Origin of the sequence: Collimonas sp., assembly GCF_035566375.1 — a bacterium.
GTDB lineage: Bacteria > Pseudomonadota > Gammaproteobacteria > Burkholderiales > Burkholderiaceae_D > Collimonas.
Genome location: NZ_DATMRK010000082.1, coordinates 18,583 through 36,729, shown reverse-complemented (window position 1 = coordinate 36,729; position 18,147 = coordinate 18,583). Strand labels below are relative to the sequence as shown.

10 protein-coding genes are annotated in these 18,147 nt (G+C 55.3%); 7 read left to right on the top strand and 3 right to left on the bottom strand.

Annotated elements, in window-relative coordinates:
• The 5 genes from VNZ60_RS24070 to VNZ60_RS24050 form a co-directional block, all read left to right on the top strand.
• On the top strand, positions 1-2,261 hold a 2,261-nt coding region (locus tag VNZ60_RS24070), incomplete at its 5' end, for a type VI secretion system Vgr family protein (protein ID WP_325663760.1).
• A gap of 2 nt (positions 2,262-2,263) precedes the next feature.
• Positions 2,264-3,049 carry a DUF4123 domain-containing protein gene (locus VNZ60_RS24065; RefSeq protein WP_325663758.1) on the top strand — a complete coding sequence of 262 codons (786 nt, stop codon included), beginning with the start codon at positions 2,264-2,266 and terminating at the stop codon, positions 3,047-3,049.
• A gap of 15 nt (positions 3,050-3,064) precedes the next feature.
• Positions 3,065-3,610: a DUF3304 domain-containing protein gene (locus VNZ60_RS24060; protein WP_325663756.1), complete on the top strand. Its 546-nt coding sequence runs from the start codon at positions 3,065-3,067 to the stop codon at positions 3,608-3,610.
• A 2-nt stretch (positions 3,611-3,612) separates the two neighbouring features.
• Entirely contained in the window at positions 3,613-5,358 is a 1,746-nt protein-coding gene (locus VNZ60_RS24055; protein WP_325663754.1) for a T6SS phospholipase effector Tle1-like catalytic domain-containing protein, read from the top strand.
• 14 nt (positions 5,359-5,372) lie between these two features.
• Positions 5,373-5,630, top strand: a complete 258-nt coding sequence (locus tag VNZ60_RS24050; RefSeq protein ID WP_325663752.1) for a PAAR domain-containing protein — start codon at positions 5,373-5,375, stop codon at positions 5,628-5,630.
• A 418-nt stretch (positions 5,631-6,048) separates the two neighbouring features.
• Here VNZ60_RS24050 and VNZ60_RS24045 read toward each other — a convergent pair whose 3' ends face one another.
• The 3 genes from VNZ60_RS24045 to VNZ60_RS24035 all read right to left on the bottom strand — a co-directional run bounded on the left by VNZ60_RS24045 (position 6,049) and on the right by VNZ60_RS24035 (position 13,076).
• The gene (locus VNZ60_RS24045) at positions 6,049-7,737 is read right to left on the bottom strand and encodes an ESPR-type extended signal peptide-containing protein (protein WP_325663750.1); all 1,689 of its coding nucleotides are present in this window, start codon (positions 7,735-7,737) and stop codon (positions 6,049-6,051) included.
• Between the two features lie 441 nt (positions 7,738-8,178).
• Complete coding sequence (locus VNZ60_RS24040) at positions 8,179-12,480, bottom strand: ESPR-type extended signal peptide-containing protein (protein WP_325663748.1); 4,302 nt, start codon at positions 12,478-12,480, stop codon at positions 8,179-8,181.
• 158 nt (positions 12,481-12,638) lie between these two features.
• Complete coding sequence (locus VNZ60_RS24035; RefSeq protein ID WP_325663746.1) at positions 12,639-13,076, bottom strand: YgiW/YdeI family stress tolerance OB fold protein; 438 nt, start codon at positions 13,074-13,076, stop codon at positions 12,639-12,641.
• 947 nt (positions 13,077-14,023) lie between these two features.
• On the opposite strand from VNZ60_RS24035, the gene VNZ60_RS24030 reads away from it, so the two are divergent.
• Both VNZ60_RS24030 and VNZ60_RS24025 read left to right on the top strand, forming a co-directional pair.
• The gene (locus tag VNZ60_RS24030) at positions 14,024-14,683 is read left to right on the top strand and encodes a response regulator transcription factor (protein WP_325663745.1); all 660 of its coding nucleotides are present in this window, start codon (positions 14,024-14,026) and stop codon (positions 14,681-14,683) included.
• Positions 14,658-18,098, top strand: coding sequence for a hybrid sensor histidine kinase/response regulator (locus VNZ60_RS24025; RefSeq protein ID WP_325663743.1), 3,441 nt, complete (start codon positions 14,658-14,660; stop codon positions 18,096-18,098). The genes VNZ60_RS24030 and VNZ60_RS24025 overlap by 26 nt, the downstream gene beginning before the upstream one ends.
• The last annotated feature ends 49 nt before the right edge of the window (positions 18,099-18,147 follow it).

Sequence of the window (18,147 nt, the reverse complement as noted above, 5' to 3'; positions counted from 1 at the left end):
TACTGTGTGTGGAGTTGGTACGCGGTGACGGAACCATGCGTTGCTTCACCGGATATATCCATACGGTGCGGCTCAAACGTACAGATGGCAGCATCGCCTTCTATGAAGCAACGTTAGGGCCGTGGCTCCATTTCCTGACGGCGCGCAAAGATAACTACATCTTCCACAATAAAACGCTTCACGATCAGACAGAGCAGATATTTTCAGGCTATGGCGCCTATGCCGTGTGGGATTCCAAGTTGCGCGACACCGACCCGGTGATGACCGATGCGTTTCTTTGCAACGAATCGCAGCATAACTATCTGCACCGCCGCTGGGAGTATTTGGGCTGGCATTATTGGTACGAGCACAGCAGCAAGGGTCATCAGCTGGTGCTGTCAGACAGATCCACCGATGCCGCGCCGATTGACGGCCGGCCAGAAATTCCATTTCAACGTCATGCCGGCGCGATTGAAGAAGACGCCATCGGCAACTGGTCGCCGGTCCGGCAATTCACGGCGTCGACGACCACTCTGTCCGGCTACGATTTCAAGGACCCGCGCACAAAAGAAGCCAGCACACCGACCATTAACAAGCAGGGTACGGTGCCGCAGGTGGAGTCCTACGAATATGCTGGCGCCTACGGCTTTGTCAATCAGCAGGATGGCGAGCGTATCAGCAAGATACGCATGGAGGAAATCGAGGTCCCTGGTAAATACTTTGAGGGTAGCGGCAATAATCGCTTTGCCATGCCGGGGCGCTGGTTCCGCCTGACGGGCCATTTTTCGGAAAGTCAGTCACACGGTGGCGACGAACAGGATCACGAATTCCTGATCGTCAGCGTGACCCATCATGCGACCAATAACTATCTGCAAGACGCAGATGTAATTGCCGACTATAGCAATTCCCTGGTGTGCATCCGCAAGAAAATTCCATGGCGCCCAGGCCGTGGCTACAACAGCCAGGACACCAAAGATTTCAGCATCCAGACCGCCACGGTCACCGGCCCGAAAGGTGAAAACCTGCATGTGGACCAATACGGACGCGTGAAGGTGATGTTCCATTGGGACCGGGTCGGCAAGAGCGATGAAAACTGTTCTGCCTGGATTCGTGTTGCTAGCGGCTGGTCAGGCGCGCAACAAGGCTTCGTCGCTATACCGCGCATTGGCCAGTCGGTGATTGTGCAGAAACTCGACGGTAATTGCGACCGTCCGATCATTACTGGCTCGGTGGTCAACCAGGTCAACATGCCGGCCTGGGTCTTGCCGACACAGCAGGCTCTGAGCGGCATGCGCAGCCGGGAACTGGCGCCGAATGGCGGCAACTCGCCAGGCGGACGCAGCGGGCATGTGATTTTTGACGATTCCAATAATAGGATACAAACGCAGGTACACAGCGATCACCAGAATTCGACGCTTTCTCTCGGCTACATCACGCGCATTGAAGGCAATGCAGGGCGTAAGGACGCACGGGGTGAAGGGTTCGCTTTACACACTGACGCTCATGGAGTGGTGAGATCCGGCATGGGCATGCTGCTTACTACGGAGGCCAGGCCGGGAGCGCAAGGCCACGCGAAGGACATGTCTGAAACGGTCCAGCGGCTGACACAGGCACGCGATACGCAGGAAACCGTGGCAGACCTCGCGCAGCAGCAAGGCGTGCAGGATAAGCAGCAGGATCAGAGCGATGTCAGCAAGGTCTTGAAGGCCCAAAATGACGCGATTAAAGGCAGGTCCGGCGGTGATGGCTTCCCCGAGCTGTCCGCACCGCATCTGGTCCTCGCCAGCGCTGCCGGCATCGCCACAACTGCGGCAGCCAGCACCCACGTCGCCAGCGGCGAACACATTGCGCTGACGGCTGGCGAACATCTGTCGATTGCGACCGGCAAATCGCTGTTCGCCAGTATTCTGGAAAAGTGCTATATCTTCGTCCACAAACTGGATCTGGTACTGGCGACGGCTACCGGGAAGATCCGCATCGAATCCCAGCACAACAATATCGATATCATCGCGCAAAAAGTCATCGAGATGATCAGCACCGAGGATTGGCTGCGATTCAAAGCCAAGAAGGGAGTTAGTTTCAACGTGGGCGGGTCTGAGTACACCATCACACCGGACGGTCACCGCTGGTTCACGCCTGGCGTTGTCGAGCATCATGCGGCCAACCATGACACATTCGGGCCGCAAAGCAAATCTGTCGACATGCCCACATTCCCCACCAGCGTATGCATTCCCTGCATGCTGAAGGCTGCGAAACAGGCCAGCCCTGTCACAAGGTTGTAAATATGATGCGAGATTATTCTTTGATCGACGGGGCGTTGGCGTACGAGACGCTGTGTGCACATTCTGTCTTTGTCGATCCGGTCGCGAGCTGGTACGTGTGTCTGATGCCAGGAGAGGAGCGCCGGCTGGCCGGTCCCATATTGATCGATATGGCTTTGCTCGATGCTGCAGGCACTGCCGCGCAATCTGCTGTTGCTGAAGTGATGAATGCCTTTCCGGGAAAACTGCACTGTTCCACGCTCCAAAGCGACGCCGATCTCATCTCCTTGGCGAATCATCTGCAGCGGTTCACTTGCTTCTATGATGAAAATTTTCTGTTGCTCGGCTTCCGTTTCGCGGACACACGGATATTGGCGCATTTGCCAAACGTGCTTACGCCGCAGCAGTGGGGCGAAATGACTAGCCTGGTAGGTCGGTGGGTGTTTCTTGATCGGCGTGGTGAGGAGGTCGTTCTGGCGCTTCCGGAAGGCCGGGAAAGCCTGACACCTGAGAACAAGCAATTTAAGTTGAGCAGTGAGCAGTTGGAGGTCCTGATCGATGCGGCCGAGCCGGATCTGTTACTCGACCAGATCAAGCGGGGGCCGGAAGAGACGAAAAATCATTTATATGATGATTGGAATTTGGCTCAAAACTGCGTGAGCGCATGGCAGCAAAGCGGCTCAAGAAATCGCGAAGTGTTGTTGCAGTTCGCTAAAAAAATATTTAATTCAAACGGTCAGGCATTACAGAAACGGGACTGGATATCGTTTCTGGCACGTGCGACGCCGCAAGATGTTGTGAATTCTTAACTCAAGGAATGCATAGTGAAGAAAAGTAATCTTAGATCCGTTTTATTCCGTTGGCTGTTGCCGGCATTGCTGGCCTTGCAGTTAAGTGCTTGTGCTAGTGCTGGGTCCGATGGGTTGGCGCCGGAAGGCCAAGTTCCAGTATCGATATCTGCGGTGGCCCACTATGGAAAAGGAATTGGCATTTCTGAGTTTTACGTAAATGGCAGATTGAGTGGACATCAATATTCAGGCTGGGGAAGTAGTGGTGAATCATGCTGCATGAACATCCCATGGACATCGGGTAAGCCAGCGATGATGGTAACCGTGAGATGGAAGACCTATCGCACCACATTTAAGGAAGAGCTCTGGCATGAGGCTATCGTACCTGTCCATTTCGCGGTTCCTCCAGGGGACGGTGATGGCTTGAAAGTTCACTTTATGCCCGGGCATCGTGTTGAAGTGTGGTACGCCCGTGAGGGAACCGGAAGCCCTAACTATCCTGGGCCTGCATATCCCGTCGCACCAGCTCCCGACTATGTTCCACTTGCTGACGAAGCACCGGCACCTGTGCAGGGAAAATAATAATGACCAATGCAAAATCATGTCTGGAACCAGCGCAAGTAACCTGTCCGCCGGCCTTGCCGCTTGAATGTGGGTCACATTGCGATTTTAATTTGAACATCGGTATTTTTTTTGACGGCACCGATAACAATATGGAGCGTGACGCTCCGTCTCTTTCTCAGAGTAATGTTGCTCGATTGTTTGCCGCTTATAAAGACGAATGGGCAGAAGGATTTTTCGCACATTACGTTGAAGGTGTCGGCACACCTTCACCTGGAAAATTCGGCACATCTGGCGGTGATCCGCGTGAGTCTGCTGCAGGAAAAGGTGGAGAGCCGCGCATCATCTGGGGATTGCTGCAGGTATTGAATTCGGTTAATCGTTTTGTTAATCACAATAGAACGATGTTCGACGATAAGCAAATGAAAGTTCTTTGTACCGACCGTTGGGTGACTCCAGAAGATCCTAATGAGTGGCCGCGTCCGAGTACACGGAAGGAAGATGAAATACTCGAAGCGCTGGGCTTGCAATCTGGTCTGGTGGACCACGAAAAAAACAGAAGTAAATTTTTAAAGGAATGTGCTAACAAGCTCAGTCGACAGCTCAAGACGCCTGAAACGTTGCCACGGGTAGCCGGCGTCTATATAGATATATTTGGATTTTCTCGGGGCTCAGCACAAGCGAGGGTCTTTACCAATTGGCTGCATGAGTATTTCCTGATTGACGGCAAGTTGTTCGGCATTCCCTCCTTTGTTCGTATGCTGGGGTTGATGGATACGGTCGCATCGGTTGGGATAACGAATGCCAACAACGGAGAAGGTCATTGGAGTTGGGCGACACCGGAGAATTTGCAGATCCATCCTGATGTCAAGAATTGCGTGCATTACGTCGCATTGCATGAATTTCGTACCGTGTTCCCATCGGATAGTATTTGCCGTGACAGTATTCTGCCTCCCAATTGCCATGAGCATTATTACCCCGGCGCGCATAGTGATGTTGGCGGCGGGTATCCGCCAGGATGCCAAGGTAAGGCGGTGCAAATCAATTACGCCGCAGGTGGTTCTGGAGCCGTAACCCCAACCGCGGACGATAGTAAGAAGCTAGCGCAATTGCCACTCAATGATATGTATCTGGCTGCTAGGAAAACCTGTGAATTTCATTCCCTTGGTCAAGCGTGGCTGGAGGTGACTTCGCAGAGTAAAGACGACCAGAATCCATTGATTGCGCAGTTTGCTCTGGATCCACAAGTTCGTTCTTCTGTCGAAAGCTATTTTGCCAGTTGCGGTATCGGAAACGATCTCACAGTTGATGCGCAATTGCGTCAGCATGGTTTGTTGTATTTGACCTGGCGCTACCAGGTGAACAAGGCAAATTACTTTGAACAGCTCACTAGTGTGAAATATGCGCGTACCGTTGATGCTCACGGTTTGACCTACTACAAGCGAGGGCAAGAGGTATTTGCTAGACAGATCGAATTGATCCCACGTGTGTTTCCAAGCGCGGCAGAGAAAGGTGCGCGTGATGGTTATAACCGGCATGCCAATGAAATTTATCGATTAATCGTCAAAAAAGATTTGCCTCCAGCTGTCGGCGGGTTCTATGACACTTATGTGCATGATTCCTATGCCGCATTCATTGAAAAATTGGGTGGCGAACTAATGCGTGGCATCGTTGAAGGTGAGGGTTATTTACGTTATCGGGGTGTGTATCGCGGTAGCGAGACACGGCTTAACGCAATGGCAAACGCACCCAAACGGAACTATGCGTAGTTTTAGGGGTATTTATGAAAAATTCGCAAAACCATGGCGTCATCCGGCTGGGCGATAAGACCAGCCACGGCGGCGTTGTCATCACCGCACTAGACGGTTCCAAAGCCCTGGGCATTCCGGTGGTAGGCGAAACCTGCATGACGCATTGCCCGCAGTGCAAAGGCGATTTTGAAATTTTGCCAGCTGGTAGCGGAAAGCGACATGCGGGTAAATGGCTTGCGTATCACGACGACCTGACCGCTTGCGGGGCTACGCTCATTTCTTCCATTTAGCGTTGCTGCCGACAAATTTGCATTGTGCTGAACATATTCCAGTGACTTCTCGAATTTGCTTGTGCGCAGCCGATGTCTGTGGGACTGATCTATCCCTTTCGTTAAGCGCAGCCTGCGTAATAAAACAAAACGAGCCTGACGGCTCGTTTTGTTTTTGCTCTTAGCGTTTATGATTGCCTGGTGCTCAGCCGAGACCAGGAGCCAGGCAAGACGGCCTGCGGACGGAGCTAACTGGGGTCAGAGTGAACTTTCTGCGCGCTTTTTGCAGAAACTTCACTCTGACCCCAGATGACTCCGACCCCGGATGATTCTTGCCGTGGCGATGTCATGGATGATGAAACTCTCAATAAGTTATCCGCTTGGAAGAGATTCACCGCATCGGCGAGGGCGGCTTCGCGCAACATGATTGAGCCGGCGCTCACCACACCTTGAAGTCAATCCCGGCCGATAAGCCCCAGGTGCTGCCGGTAGTGCTCACCCCCAGGCCCCAGGTGTTATTGCCGCTGGAACTCTTGGCCCTGAACTGCAAGGCCAGCGCACCGTAACCCTGGTAAGAGCCGATACCCACGCCGACGCGCCCCTCTCCGCGCTCCAGGGCTGAAGTCACTGCGCCGGACATCGCCATGCTCATGGCAACACCTGAATAGGCAATCCGCTTGATCTCGCCAAGCTGATCCTGCACTTTGTTCAACTGCGACATATTCACTGCATCGGTCGGATTGATCCCTGCCGCTACATTGGTAATCCGGCGCTCGCTGCCGGCTGAACCGAGCGAGACGGTATTGGCCTGATCGGCCACGGAACCGGCTCCCAGCGCCACCGAGTTGCTGGCCGTGGCTTGCGCTCCCGCTCCCAGCGCCACCGCATTGTTGCCTGCTGCCAGCGAGTTTTGACCGATGGCGACGGTCGGGTCGCCGGTGGCCTGGGCATTGTTGCCGATGGCAACCGAACCGGACTGTGACGCCAATGCCCGGAACCCGACTGCCGTCGTGTTGCTAGCCATCGCCTGCGCGTTGGAGCCGAGCGCCGTTGCGCCGTCCTTGGTCGCCTGCGCGCACAGGCCGGCGCCGGTGGCGTCGACGCCGCTGACATTGGTGCAAGCCGAGGCCGCCACATTGCTCACCGCCGTCCCGGTCGCGCCACGGGTCTGCACCGTGCCATCGGCATTGGCCGCGCCGAGCGTGGTGCCGGTGAAGGAAGCGCCCTTGGCCGCCGCCGCCGCCGCTGCATCGGTCAAGGGTTTGATCGTGGTCGACAGCGATGCGGCGCCGGTCGATAGCGAAGTGATATTGCTGGTGATCTGACTCAGGTTGGCGCCAGTGCCGATGATTGTCGACAGCGAGGCCAGGCCGGTCGACAAGGACGTCATACCGATCGAAGTTGATGTCGACAATGCCGTCACGCTGCTATTGGTGGTGCTCAAACCTGTCGAGAGCGATGTGAGGCCGTTCGAGGTCGTGGTCGACAGCGAATTCAACTGGCTGAGATTGACCGCGTCGGTATCGGCGCTGCCGGCGGCGACATTGGTCAATTGCCGTTCGTTGGCGGCGCTGCCGAATGACACGGTATTGGCGCGGCCGCCGGTGCTGGAATTGGTGCCGATGGCGGTTGCGTAGGCGGCATCGGCACTGGCGCCAAAACCCAAGGCTGTGCCGTAGGTCGCCGAAACATTGGACGAGGCGCCGATCGCCGTGCCCCTCAACGGCAAATTGTTGATCCCATTCGATGCCGTTGCGCCGCCGCCGAAAACGGAATTGCCCCCACCCAGCCCGATTGCGCCGGTGCCGACAACGGTGCCGTAATTGTACGGATTCGTGCCAGGGGAACTTCCGGTATCACTGAAAGCATTGGTACCGATGGCGACATCTTTGGCACCCGTCGCATTCGCGTTCGTGCCGAGAACGACAGCGTCGGGGTTGATGAAGGAAGGATTGGCGAGAGCCGGCGCGCTAAGCATGATGCCGGTCAACGAGGTGAGTGCGGCAATGGTCACGTGACTGCGGGTCTGGGTCAGAGATTTGCCTGTGCCCCGGCTTTTAGCCAGTTCGCCCACCACGCACCATGTGCCGCTGACTTTGCTCCAGATCACCCGATGAATTCTGTTCATTTTCCACCTCGCAACGTTGTTCTCATTAGAAATGTTACAAAAAGGAAATGTTACATTAATTTATATTTATTGCCGAGTGGGACGTTGATTGGGTTTTAGTTATTGAATAGTAAAAGCCGGGAGGGAATGAATTCGACGGGCGCTTGCGTTACTGAACGCGTTTGCCGTTGCGGGGTGGCCTGGCAATCGCCTGCAGTAGTTAAAAAGAGGGGGGAGCTTTTTTTTTCGCGGCTTTTTGCGAAAGTTACTCCGCCCCCTTTTAACGGGGGCACGGAATACGTGCCGTTGTATTCGATGAACGAATGATCGGTTATCGTTACTTAAGCGAATAGGCGACTGTTCGCGCAGACAAAAAAAGCGCAACTGCCTTCGAAAGAAGGCGGTTGCGCTTGAGTTTGTCTAGTAGCGGAGAACAGTGCCCTTAACTGCCGGGCAAACTGCTTATTTCCACTTGAAGCCGTAGCCGGCGCTGACTGCGGCGTTCTTGCCGGTGGTGCTGAGGCCCACGCCCCAGGCGCTGCGGCCGGTCCCGCTGACAGACTTGAATTGCAGGGCCAGTGCGCCATAACCTTGGTAAGAACCGATACCGACGCCGACGCCTTTTTCACCGGCATCCAAAGCTGGCATCACCGCGCCTGACATGGCCATGCTCATCGCGACGCCGGAGTAGGCCAGGCGTCTGACGTCACCGATCTCGTTGCGCACGCTGTTGAGCTGGGAGACATTGACGGCATCGGTAGGGTCGATCCCTGCGGCGACATTGGTAATGCGGCGTTCATTACCGGCGGAGCCGACCGAGACGGTATTGTCCTGGTTCGCCACCGAATACGCGCCCAGCGCTATCGACCTGTTACCGGTTGCCGAGGCGCCGGCGCCCATGGCCACTGCATCGTTGCCGGAGGCCAGAGCGTCGTTGCCGATGGCGACAGTAGGATCGCCGGTAGCCCGGGCGTTATTGCCGATCGCCACCGAACCGGCTTGGGAAGCCAGTGCCCGGAAGCCCACTGCGGTAGTGTTTGCAGCGCTCGCCTGTGCGTTCGAGCCGATGGCGGTTGCGCCGTCGCCGTTAGCTTGTGCGCACAGGCCGGACGCCGTGGCGTCGACGCCGCCGGCTTGGCTGCAAGTGGAAGCGTCGACATTGCTTAGCGTACCGCCAGCCTTGCCACGGGTCTTCATCGTGCCGTCGTTGTTGCGGCCGCCGCTCATGGTGCCGTTCATCGAGGCGCCGTTGCTATTGGCATAGTTGGCAGAGTCAGCCATTGTCTGGAGCGAAGTCGACAATGATGCGCTCCCGCCGCCGCCCGCGCCTGCGGTGGAAGCCGACAGGGTGGTCGATAGCGACGACATATTGCTGTTGGTATTGTTGATTGAGGTAGACAGAGAGTTGATGCCGCTTGAGACCGTGGTCGACAGCGATTTCAACTGGCCGAAGTTGACGGCGTCGGTGTCTTCGGTACCGGCTTTGACGTAGATGATCTGCCGTTCATTGCCGGCGCTGCCGATCGAAACCACATTGTTACGCCCGACGCCATCCGCATCAAAGTTGTTGGAAGAAGCGCCGAGTGCGACGGAGTTGCTGCCGGCAGTGACCGATGCATCGTCCGAACCGTCTTTTTTACCGTCGGCCTTGAAGTAATTGTTGACGCCGGACTGTTGCATGTTCGACACGCTGCTCGACAGTGAACTGACATTGCTGTTGGTGGTGCTCAGACCGGTAGACAGCGATCCGACGTTGCTGTTGGTTGTGCTGAGTCCGGTCGACAGCGACGAGACATTACTGGTGGTGGTGCTCAATCCGGTCGATAGCGATTCGACATTGCTGTTGGTGGTGCTCAAGCCGGTCGATAGCGATTCGACATTGCTGTTGGTGGTGCTCAAGCCGGTGGAGAGCGAGTTGATACCGCTGGTTGCTGTGCTCAGGCCAGTCGAAGCCGAAGTCGACAACGAGGTCACATTGCTATCGGTGGTACTCAAGCCGGTGGAAAGCGAACTGATGCCGCTGGTTGCTGTGCTCAGGCCAGTTGAAGTCGAAGTCGATAACGAGGTGACGTTGCTATCGGTGGTGCTCAAACCGGTAGACAACGAGCTGATGCCGCTGGTTGCTGTGCTCAAGCCGGTCGACGTCGAAGTCGACAGCGATTCGACGTTGCTGTTTGTGGAACTCAAGCCAGAGGACAACGAACTGATGCCGCTAGTTGCGGTGCTCAAGCCCGTTGACGTCGAAGTCGACAGTGATTCGACATTGCTGTTGGTGGTGCTGAGTCCGGTCGACAAGGCAGAGATACCGGTCGAAGCAGAAGTCGACAACGAAGTCACGTTGCTGTTGGTGGTGCTCAAACCAGTCGAAGCCGAAGTCGACAACGACGTGACGTTACTGTCGGTCGTGCTCAAGCCAGTGGACAACGAGCTGATACCGCTGGTTGTGGTGCTGAGTCCGGTTGACAACGACGAGATGCCAGTCGAAGCTGAAGTGGACAGCGAAGTGACACTGCTGTTGGTGGTGCTCAAGCCAGTCGAAGTGGAAGTTGACAGCGATTCGACGTTGCTGTTGGTAGAGCTCAAGCTGGTGGAGAGCGAGCTGATGCCGCTGGTTGCTGTGCTCAGGCCAGTCGAAGCCGAAGTCGATAACGAGGTGACGTTGCTATCGGTGGTGCTCAAACCGGTAGACAACGAGCTGATACCGCTTGTCGCTGTGCTTAAACCAGTCGACGTCGAAGTTGACAGCGATTCGACATTGCTGTTGGTGGTGCTCAAACCGGTAGACAACGAGCTGATACCGCTGGTTGCTGTGCTCAAGCCCGTTGATGTCGAAGTCGACAGCGATTCGACGTTGCTGTTGGTGGTGCTCAAACCAGTCGAAGCCGAAGTCGACAACGACGTGACGTTACTGTCGGTCGTGCTGAGTCCTGTGGACAGCGAGCTGATACCGCTGGTTGCGGTGCTGAGTCCGGTTGACAACGACGAGATGCCAGTCGAAGCCGATGTGGACAACGAAGTGACATTGCTGTTGGTGGTGCTCAAACCAGTCGAAGCCGAAGTCGACAACGACGTGACGTTGCTGTCGGTCGTGCTCAAGCCAGTGGACAACGAACTGATACCGCTGGTTGTGGTGCTGAGTCCGGTTGACAACGACGAGATGCCAGTCGAAGCCGATGTGGACAGCGAAGTGACACTGCTGTTGGCGGTGCTCAGGCCAGTCGAGGTCGAAGTCGACAGCGATTCGACATTGCTGTTGGTCGTGCTGAGTCCTGTAGACAGCGAGCTGATGCCGCTTGTCGCCGTGCTTAAACCAGTCGAAGCCGAAGTCGACAGGGAAGTGACGTTGCTGTCGGTCGTGCTCAAACCAGTGGACAGCGAGCTGATGCCGCTGGTTGTGGTGCTGAGTCCGGTTGACAACGACGAGATGCCGGTCGAAGCCGACGTGGACAGCGAAGTGACACTGCTGTTGGCGGTGCTCAGGCCAGTCGACGTTGAAGTCGACAGCGATTCGACATTGCTGTTGGTGGTGCTCAAGCCAGTCGAAGTGGAAGTTGACAGCGATTCGACGTTGCTGTTGGTAGAGCTCAAGCCGGTGGAGAGCGAGCTGATACCGCTGGTTGCTGTGCTCAGGCCGGTTGACGTCGAAGTCGACAAGGATGTGATGCTGGACAAAGCCGATGTCGATAACGACGTCAATTGACCGAAATTCACCGCATCCGTCGTTGCAGTACCTTCCGCCAGGTTCGTAATTTTCTGGTTGCTGTTGTCAATACCGTGTGTGGTAGTCGAGCCAGTTACGGTGAGTGCACCAGTGGTAATGCCGGTCGAGAGTGAGTCGATTGTTGTGCTGAGTCCAGTCGACAGCGAGGTGATGCCGGTCGAGGCTGAAGTGGACAAGGAAGTCACATTGTTGTTGGTCGTGCTCAAGCCAGTCGAGGCTGAGGTCGACAATGAAGTGACGCTGCTATTGGTGGTGCTGAGTCCAGTCGACAGCGAGGTGATGCCGGTCGAAGCTGAAGTGGACAAGGAAGTCACATTGCTGTTGGTGGTGCTCAAGCCAGTCGAGGCCGAGGTCGACAGCGAAGTGACGCTGCTATTGGTGGTGCTGAGTCCAGTGGACAATGAGGTGATGCCGGTCGATGCTGACGTGGACAACGAAGTCACATTGCTGTTGGTAGTGCTCAAGCCAGTCGAAGCTGAAGTCGACAATGAAGTGACGTTGTTATTGGTGGTGCTGAGCCCGGTTGAAGTTGTTGTTGATAGCGAGTTCAACTGGTTGACATTCACCGCGTCCGTGTTGCTGGCGCCAGCAGCCATACCTGTCAGTTTCTGTCCCTTTAGATCCAGACCGTTAATTGACGATCCAGTACTATTGACGTCAATTTTTCCGCCAACAGTAATATTCGTAGCATCGCCTGTGCCACTCGGTTTGTAGAACAGAATGCGATTTGTCTGCGTGGTTGCGTCAGACGAGCCACATAGTGCAGCATTGCCATTTACGGGTGATAACACAGTGGTGCCCGTATCTTGTACGGAATTACAGCTGGAATCCGTACCGTCGTTGATAAAAATGCCAGCGGCGACCGCTCCTTCAGACAACGTTAAGCCACCAACCAGCAGCGACACAGCCACGGCGATCCGGCTACCACTCTTACCACCAGATTCACTCTTGCATTTACCCTTGCCCTGACTTTTGGCCAGTTCGCCCACCACGCACCACGTGCCAGTGATCTTGCTCCAGATTACGCGATATACCTTGTTCATATTCGATCCTGTGATCGTTGATTACTTCAGCGACGGGCAATAAAAAAGCGGCGGCCGGCCTGGTTTTCGCTGGGCCGGACTCGTTCTGCTTGCGATGCTTGGGTATTGCCGTTTTTTTTTCGGCGGCTATGAAGAGTTGCTGCCGATATGGGGAAGAATTACTTTGAAATAATTCTGATTTGCTTGACGTCCAGTTCCGACTGGCCGACGAATTCGCGGTCGAATTCACCGGTTATCTCCACCAGGGTATTGGCGTCGATGGTCTGACTGTTTGGGAAATATTTGTGCGAAATTTCAACCCGCATCTCACCGCTGCTATCAGCGAAAACATAGTTTTTGCCGCCAATGTAGCGCACCAGTTTGCCGCGCAAGGTGGCGTATTGGTCGTCGAAACCGGTCGCCAGCAATTGTTTCACGGTGGTCACGCCAACACCTGACGGACCCGCGTAACCGCCGGCGCTTGACGGGCCGGCATAGCCTGCTGTCGGCGTCGCGGCTGCGGGGGCTGAGTAGGCGGCGGTTTGTGCGTTGGCGGCGCTAGCCGTACCGGCCAGCATGAACAAGGCTACGACAATGGATTGAATGTTGCGGTTCATAAGTTTTCCTTTTGATTTGATGGCTGCTGTACCTATGAAGATTTGTTCTTCAAGTAAATACAATTCCTTACAAACGAAAATATGCATCAACGATGCTGGCAATTAGCTGATAAGGCATAACGAATTGCCTATCGAGATTGCTTGACGCTTTGCTCCGATCTCCGTTACACAAATGTTGGCAGGCGGCGCGACGCGATGGGGTAAGAAATTTCTGATAATGCGTGTCGCTTATCAAGATGTTGTGGATTGCCCACTTTTATTACCCAATGTCATTCAACGACTATCTGGCGTTTCTTGACCGCGCGGCTTTCCGTATAAAGACGACGAAAGGCGCTGAATCATTGACGGCGACCTGCTTGAGACGGGAGGGCTGATAGTTGTGTTTACCGGACGCAGGCAGTTGGCGACATTGATGCAAACCATCCTCAAGTCAGCGCCGTCAGATGCGGTAGCGGTAGGAGCCACAAAACTTGGTTTTGACGTTCGTAGGGGAAACGGGCAGCAATATGAGAAATTTCTTGCTTTTTGTTGCCGCACTAACATTTAGCATGCAAACCATGCGGTAAGCGACGTTAGCGTAAGAAGACCGTTGCGGCGTTGGCGACAATTGCGGGCTTTGATTTACTGCTGGCTTTGGCTGGCAACACGGCAGTTGCAGACGGTCTCACACCTGTTGGAATCCCTATTTTTGATGACGGCAGGGTATGTCGCGCTATAAACGACCCTTGTGTAACATCTGGAAACTTGCCAATCCTTGGCGGCGCCTCTGAAGCAGGAAGGGCGCGCATGAAAGCAGCATCCTTACTTAAAGCTCTTGTGCACACACGGTTGCAGTCCAGGTCGACCGGCATGGACTGCCGCATTTGTACGCAGAAATAGCAAATGTGCACTGATTGATGTGAGGCAATACTATAATTAAAGATCATTCCTGTACGGAGACCCAAGCAATGAGTAAGATCCGCGTCGTTCTGGCTGACGATCATCCTGTGATACTGGCGGGCGTCAAAGCCTTGGTTGAGCAATCCGCGAACATATCCGTGATTGGCATGGCGCACGATCCTCTTTCTCTGTTCTCGTTGCTCAAGCACGTCGAATGCGATGTGCTGGTGACCGATTTCTCCATGCCCAGCAAAACCGAGGTTGACGGGCTGGCGATGATACGCCAGGTGCGCAAGCAGTTTCCGGCGGTGGTGGTGGTGGTGCTGACGGTGCTCAAGAATGCACCGTTGTATCGCGAATTGCTGGGGGCCGGCGTGAGCGGCATCCTGCATAAGGATAGTGAGAGCATGGAAATCGTTAAAGCGGTCACGCAGGTATACAACGGCCTGGTGTTTCTGGGCCGCAGCAGTGCCGAACTGTTGGAGGAGCGCCAGCTCACCACGGCCGGCAGCGTCGATAGCAAACAGGTTTTGTCGCCGCGCGAACTGGAGATATTGCGATTCCTGGCGCGCGGGGCGACGGCAAATGAAATCGCCGGACAGATACATCGCAGTGTGAAGACGATCAGTCACCATAAGCGTTCGGCTATGGAAAAACTGAAGGTCGACACTGACGTTCAATTGATGCGCTATATCGCCGAGAATGGATTGGACGAAAGTGATAATTGACCGGGTCGATAGAATCGATAGAAGGAAATACGTTGCGGCCAGCCAGTTGACAAAGGCGCTGGTGAGGGCGCCGCGGCGTATCCTGGCGGTCTGCCTGGTGCTGGCTTTTCTGATTTTGAGTTTGGGCGTAGTTGCCGGTTTGCGTTTGACGCTGGAGCGTTATGTCACGCAGAAGACCGCAAATTTCACCAAGGTTCACGACAGCATAGCGTTGATTACCAATACCAGCCAGGATTCCCTGCTGCGCGCGCGCCTGGCAATCGAGGCGGTTATCAACATTCCGTCGGCGCCGCTGGTGACTTCCAATGTGAAGCCGGTGCGGCTGGGGCAGGGTGGCTACTTTATTGCCAACGACAGCCTGATACAGTCGGCTACTGTTTATCTGCTCGGCGACATCAAGGACATCGAAGACCGCAATACCGACACCATGCTGTCGGCTTCCAGTTACATTTCTCTGCTGCGCTATAACAACCGGATTTTCGCCAAATACATCGAGCATAGTTATGTGCTGACGCCGGACGGGCGCTTTCTGTCGGTGCAGCCGGCGTTTCCGGTGCTGAATGCGGCGCGCAGCAGCAACATCACCGAGATGAGCCAGTTCATTCAGCCGATCAGCAATGAGATTTCGGTCAACCTGAAGAAATTGCCGATTACCGCGCTGCGCAACGACACGTTCTGGAGCGCCCCCTACCTTGATCCCATCATCGGCCAGGAAGTTGTGCTGAATGCGGTTGCGGTATTTCGCGGCGGCGATATCCGCTTGATCAACGCGCATGCGATCCCCTTGTCGCAATTTCACCTGCCGCCTGTCGAGCAAGGCCGTTTCGGGGTATTCATGCGCGACGGCACTTCAGTCATCAGTAACAATCCGCTAAATGACGCAGAAAGCCAACGCAATCGCAAAACCTTGCAGCAGGCGATGCCGGGCTGGGCCGAGAGTCAGCATCCGGCGATCCACCGGGTCGGCAACCTGATGACGATTTCACAAACCGTCGGCAATACGCATTGGATCCTGCTGACGCCGATTTCCATTCGCGAGCTGCTGGTCGAATTGAGCGGCACGCTGCTGCTCTACGGTTTACTGTGGCTGGCTTGCGGCGCCGGACTGATTTATGTCTATTTTCTGATCAACCGTCAGTTGTTCCAGCCGGCGGAAAGACAATCCACGGAGTTGGTCGAAGCGCGGCGCTTTGCCGAAGCGCTGATCAATGCCGCACCGATCGGCTTGTGCGTGTTTGCCCGCAACGGCGAGCGCATCTTGATTCAGAATCACGCCGCAACCGATGTCCTTGGCCGTGCCGATAGCGATAAGCTCGAACCGTTACAGCATGCGCTGTTTTCTGCGCATACCTCGGCCCATGAGATACAGGTTAGCGCCGGCACCTTGTTGTGCGCGGAATTGTCGCTGCAAACCGCTGCCGGCAAAAAATTCCTGTCGGCCTACTATTCGCCGAGCCAGTTGCGTAACCAGGATGTGCTGATCTGCGTTTTTGTCGACATTAGCGAACGCAAGGAAACGGAATTGATCTGGGAACGTGCGCGCGAAGTCACGGAAAGCGCCAACCAGGCCAAATCGGCTTTTCTGGCGTCGGTAAGCCACGAGTTGCGCACGCCGCTGCACGGTATGCTGGGCGGCATAGAGTTGTTGTCGCGGATGGAGTTGCCACCGGTATCGCGCGAGTATGTGAACAGTGTCTGGGATTCTGCGCAAAATCTGCTGTTGATCATCAACAGCGTGCTGGATTTTTCCAAGATCGAAGCTAACAAGATAGAGATATTCAAGCGTCCCGGCAGCATCCGCGAAGTTGCGCAGCGGGTCGCCAAGTTGCATGCCATCGTTGCCGAAAAAAAGGATTTGCGCTTATTCCTGTACGTTGATCCTGCGATTCCCGAGTACTTGATATTCGACGCCGTGCGGGTTGAACAGATATTGACCAATTTATGTAATAACGCCATCAAGTTTACCGACCACGGGCGGATTCAGATCCGGCTTGAGCTGGTCGGCAGGGACGGTGAGCAATTGCTGCTGCGCGGGCAGGTGATTGACTCCGGGGTGGGCATGAGCCAACAGGATCAGGCGGCATTGTTCCAACCTTTTTTTCAAGGCAACGATACCCAATTCAGGCAGAGCGGCGGTACTGGACTCGGCCTGGCAATCTGCAAGCGTTTGCTGGGCTTGATGGGTGGCGATATCAAGGTTCTCAGCGACCGCGGCCTGGGTTCCTGTTTTACGTTTACCTTGCCGGTGCAGCACGATCAGGGCCGGGTCGATTTTCTTGATTTGCTGAATACGCCGTTGAGCGACAAGCCCTTGTATGGCATGTTCGAGCAACGCGAAACCCAGACGCTGATCACGGAAATCTGCCATCATTTCGGCGGCATCGTGACACCAGTCCGCGCCGAGACGCTGCGCGGCTACGATTTTCCGCCGGGCGCGCTGCTGCTGACCGACGCCGCCGATGACAAGCTGCCGAATCTGACCGGCAGCCCCAGAATCATTTCAATCACGCAGCATATATCGGGCTTGGCGACGCCGGTGTCGCCATTGCAACAGCGGGTACAGAGCCTTTCCTTGCGCGAGATCGCCCTGACTATCCTGGAAACCTGCGGTGCTATCAAGAGCGGCCATGTTGCGCATGAGCCTGGCCAGGTTGCCGGCGGTGTTCTGCCGCATCAGGGGTTGAGGGTGTTGCTGGTAGAAGATCATCCGGTCAATTTGTATATTCTTGCCGAGCAGTTGCGCATGCTAGGTTGTAAAGTGATTACCGCGCAGGACGGCCGCGAAGCATTGATGCGCTTGAAGGACCAGTTCATCGATGTGGTCGTTACCGACATCAATATGCCGGTGATGGATGGCATCGAGTTTGCCCGCAATCTGCGGCTTGAATCGGCCGTTTTACCTATCGTCGGCATGACCTCAAGCGTCGATCGCGAGCTGATGGGAAGCGCGATGGCGGTTGGCATGGATCTGTGCGTCACCAAGCCGCTGACCTTGCAGCATCTGGACGACGCCCTCACCACCGTAAGGGAAAAGCACCATAGCTACGGCGGGTTGCCGGCCATTAGTCAACAGTACGACACAGAGGCGTCGCATGACGCCGGGCTGCAGAAGAGCAACGATAAGACCGCGCATCAAATCTATCTGAGCAATTACCGTCACGATATCGGATTGCTAAGGCAGGCGCTTGAGGAGGGGAGTGTGACCAATGTTGGCGATCGGCTGCATCGGATCGAAGGCGTGCTTGGATTTCTTGGCGCTGACGCTAGTTACGCGCTGTCGCGTCGGGTTCACTCGGAATTAAAGGGCACTGCGCTGGTAAGCCAGGCTATCAGGGACGATTGCCATACCCTGATCGCGGAGATGGAGACACTGGCGCAACGCTATCGGCAGGAAAGTCCTGCGGGCGCCGCTTAAAAAAAAGAACCTGCCCGCAGGCAGGTTCTGGCAGAACTCACTATCCGCT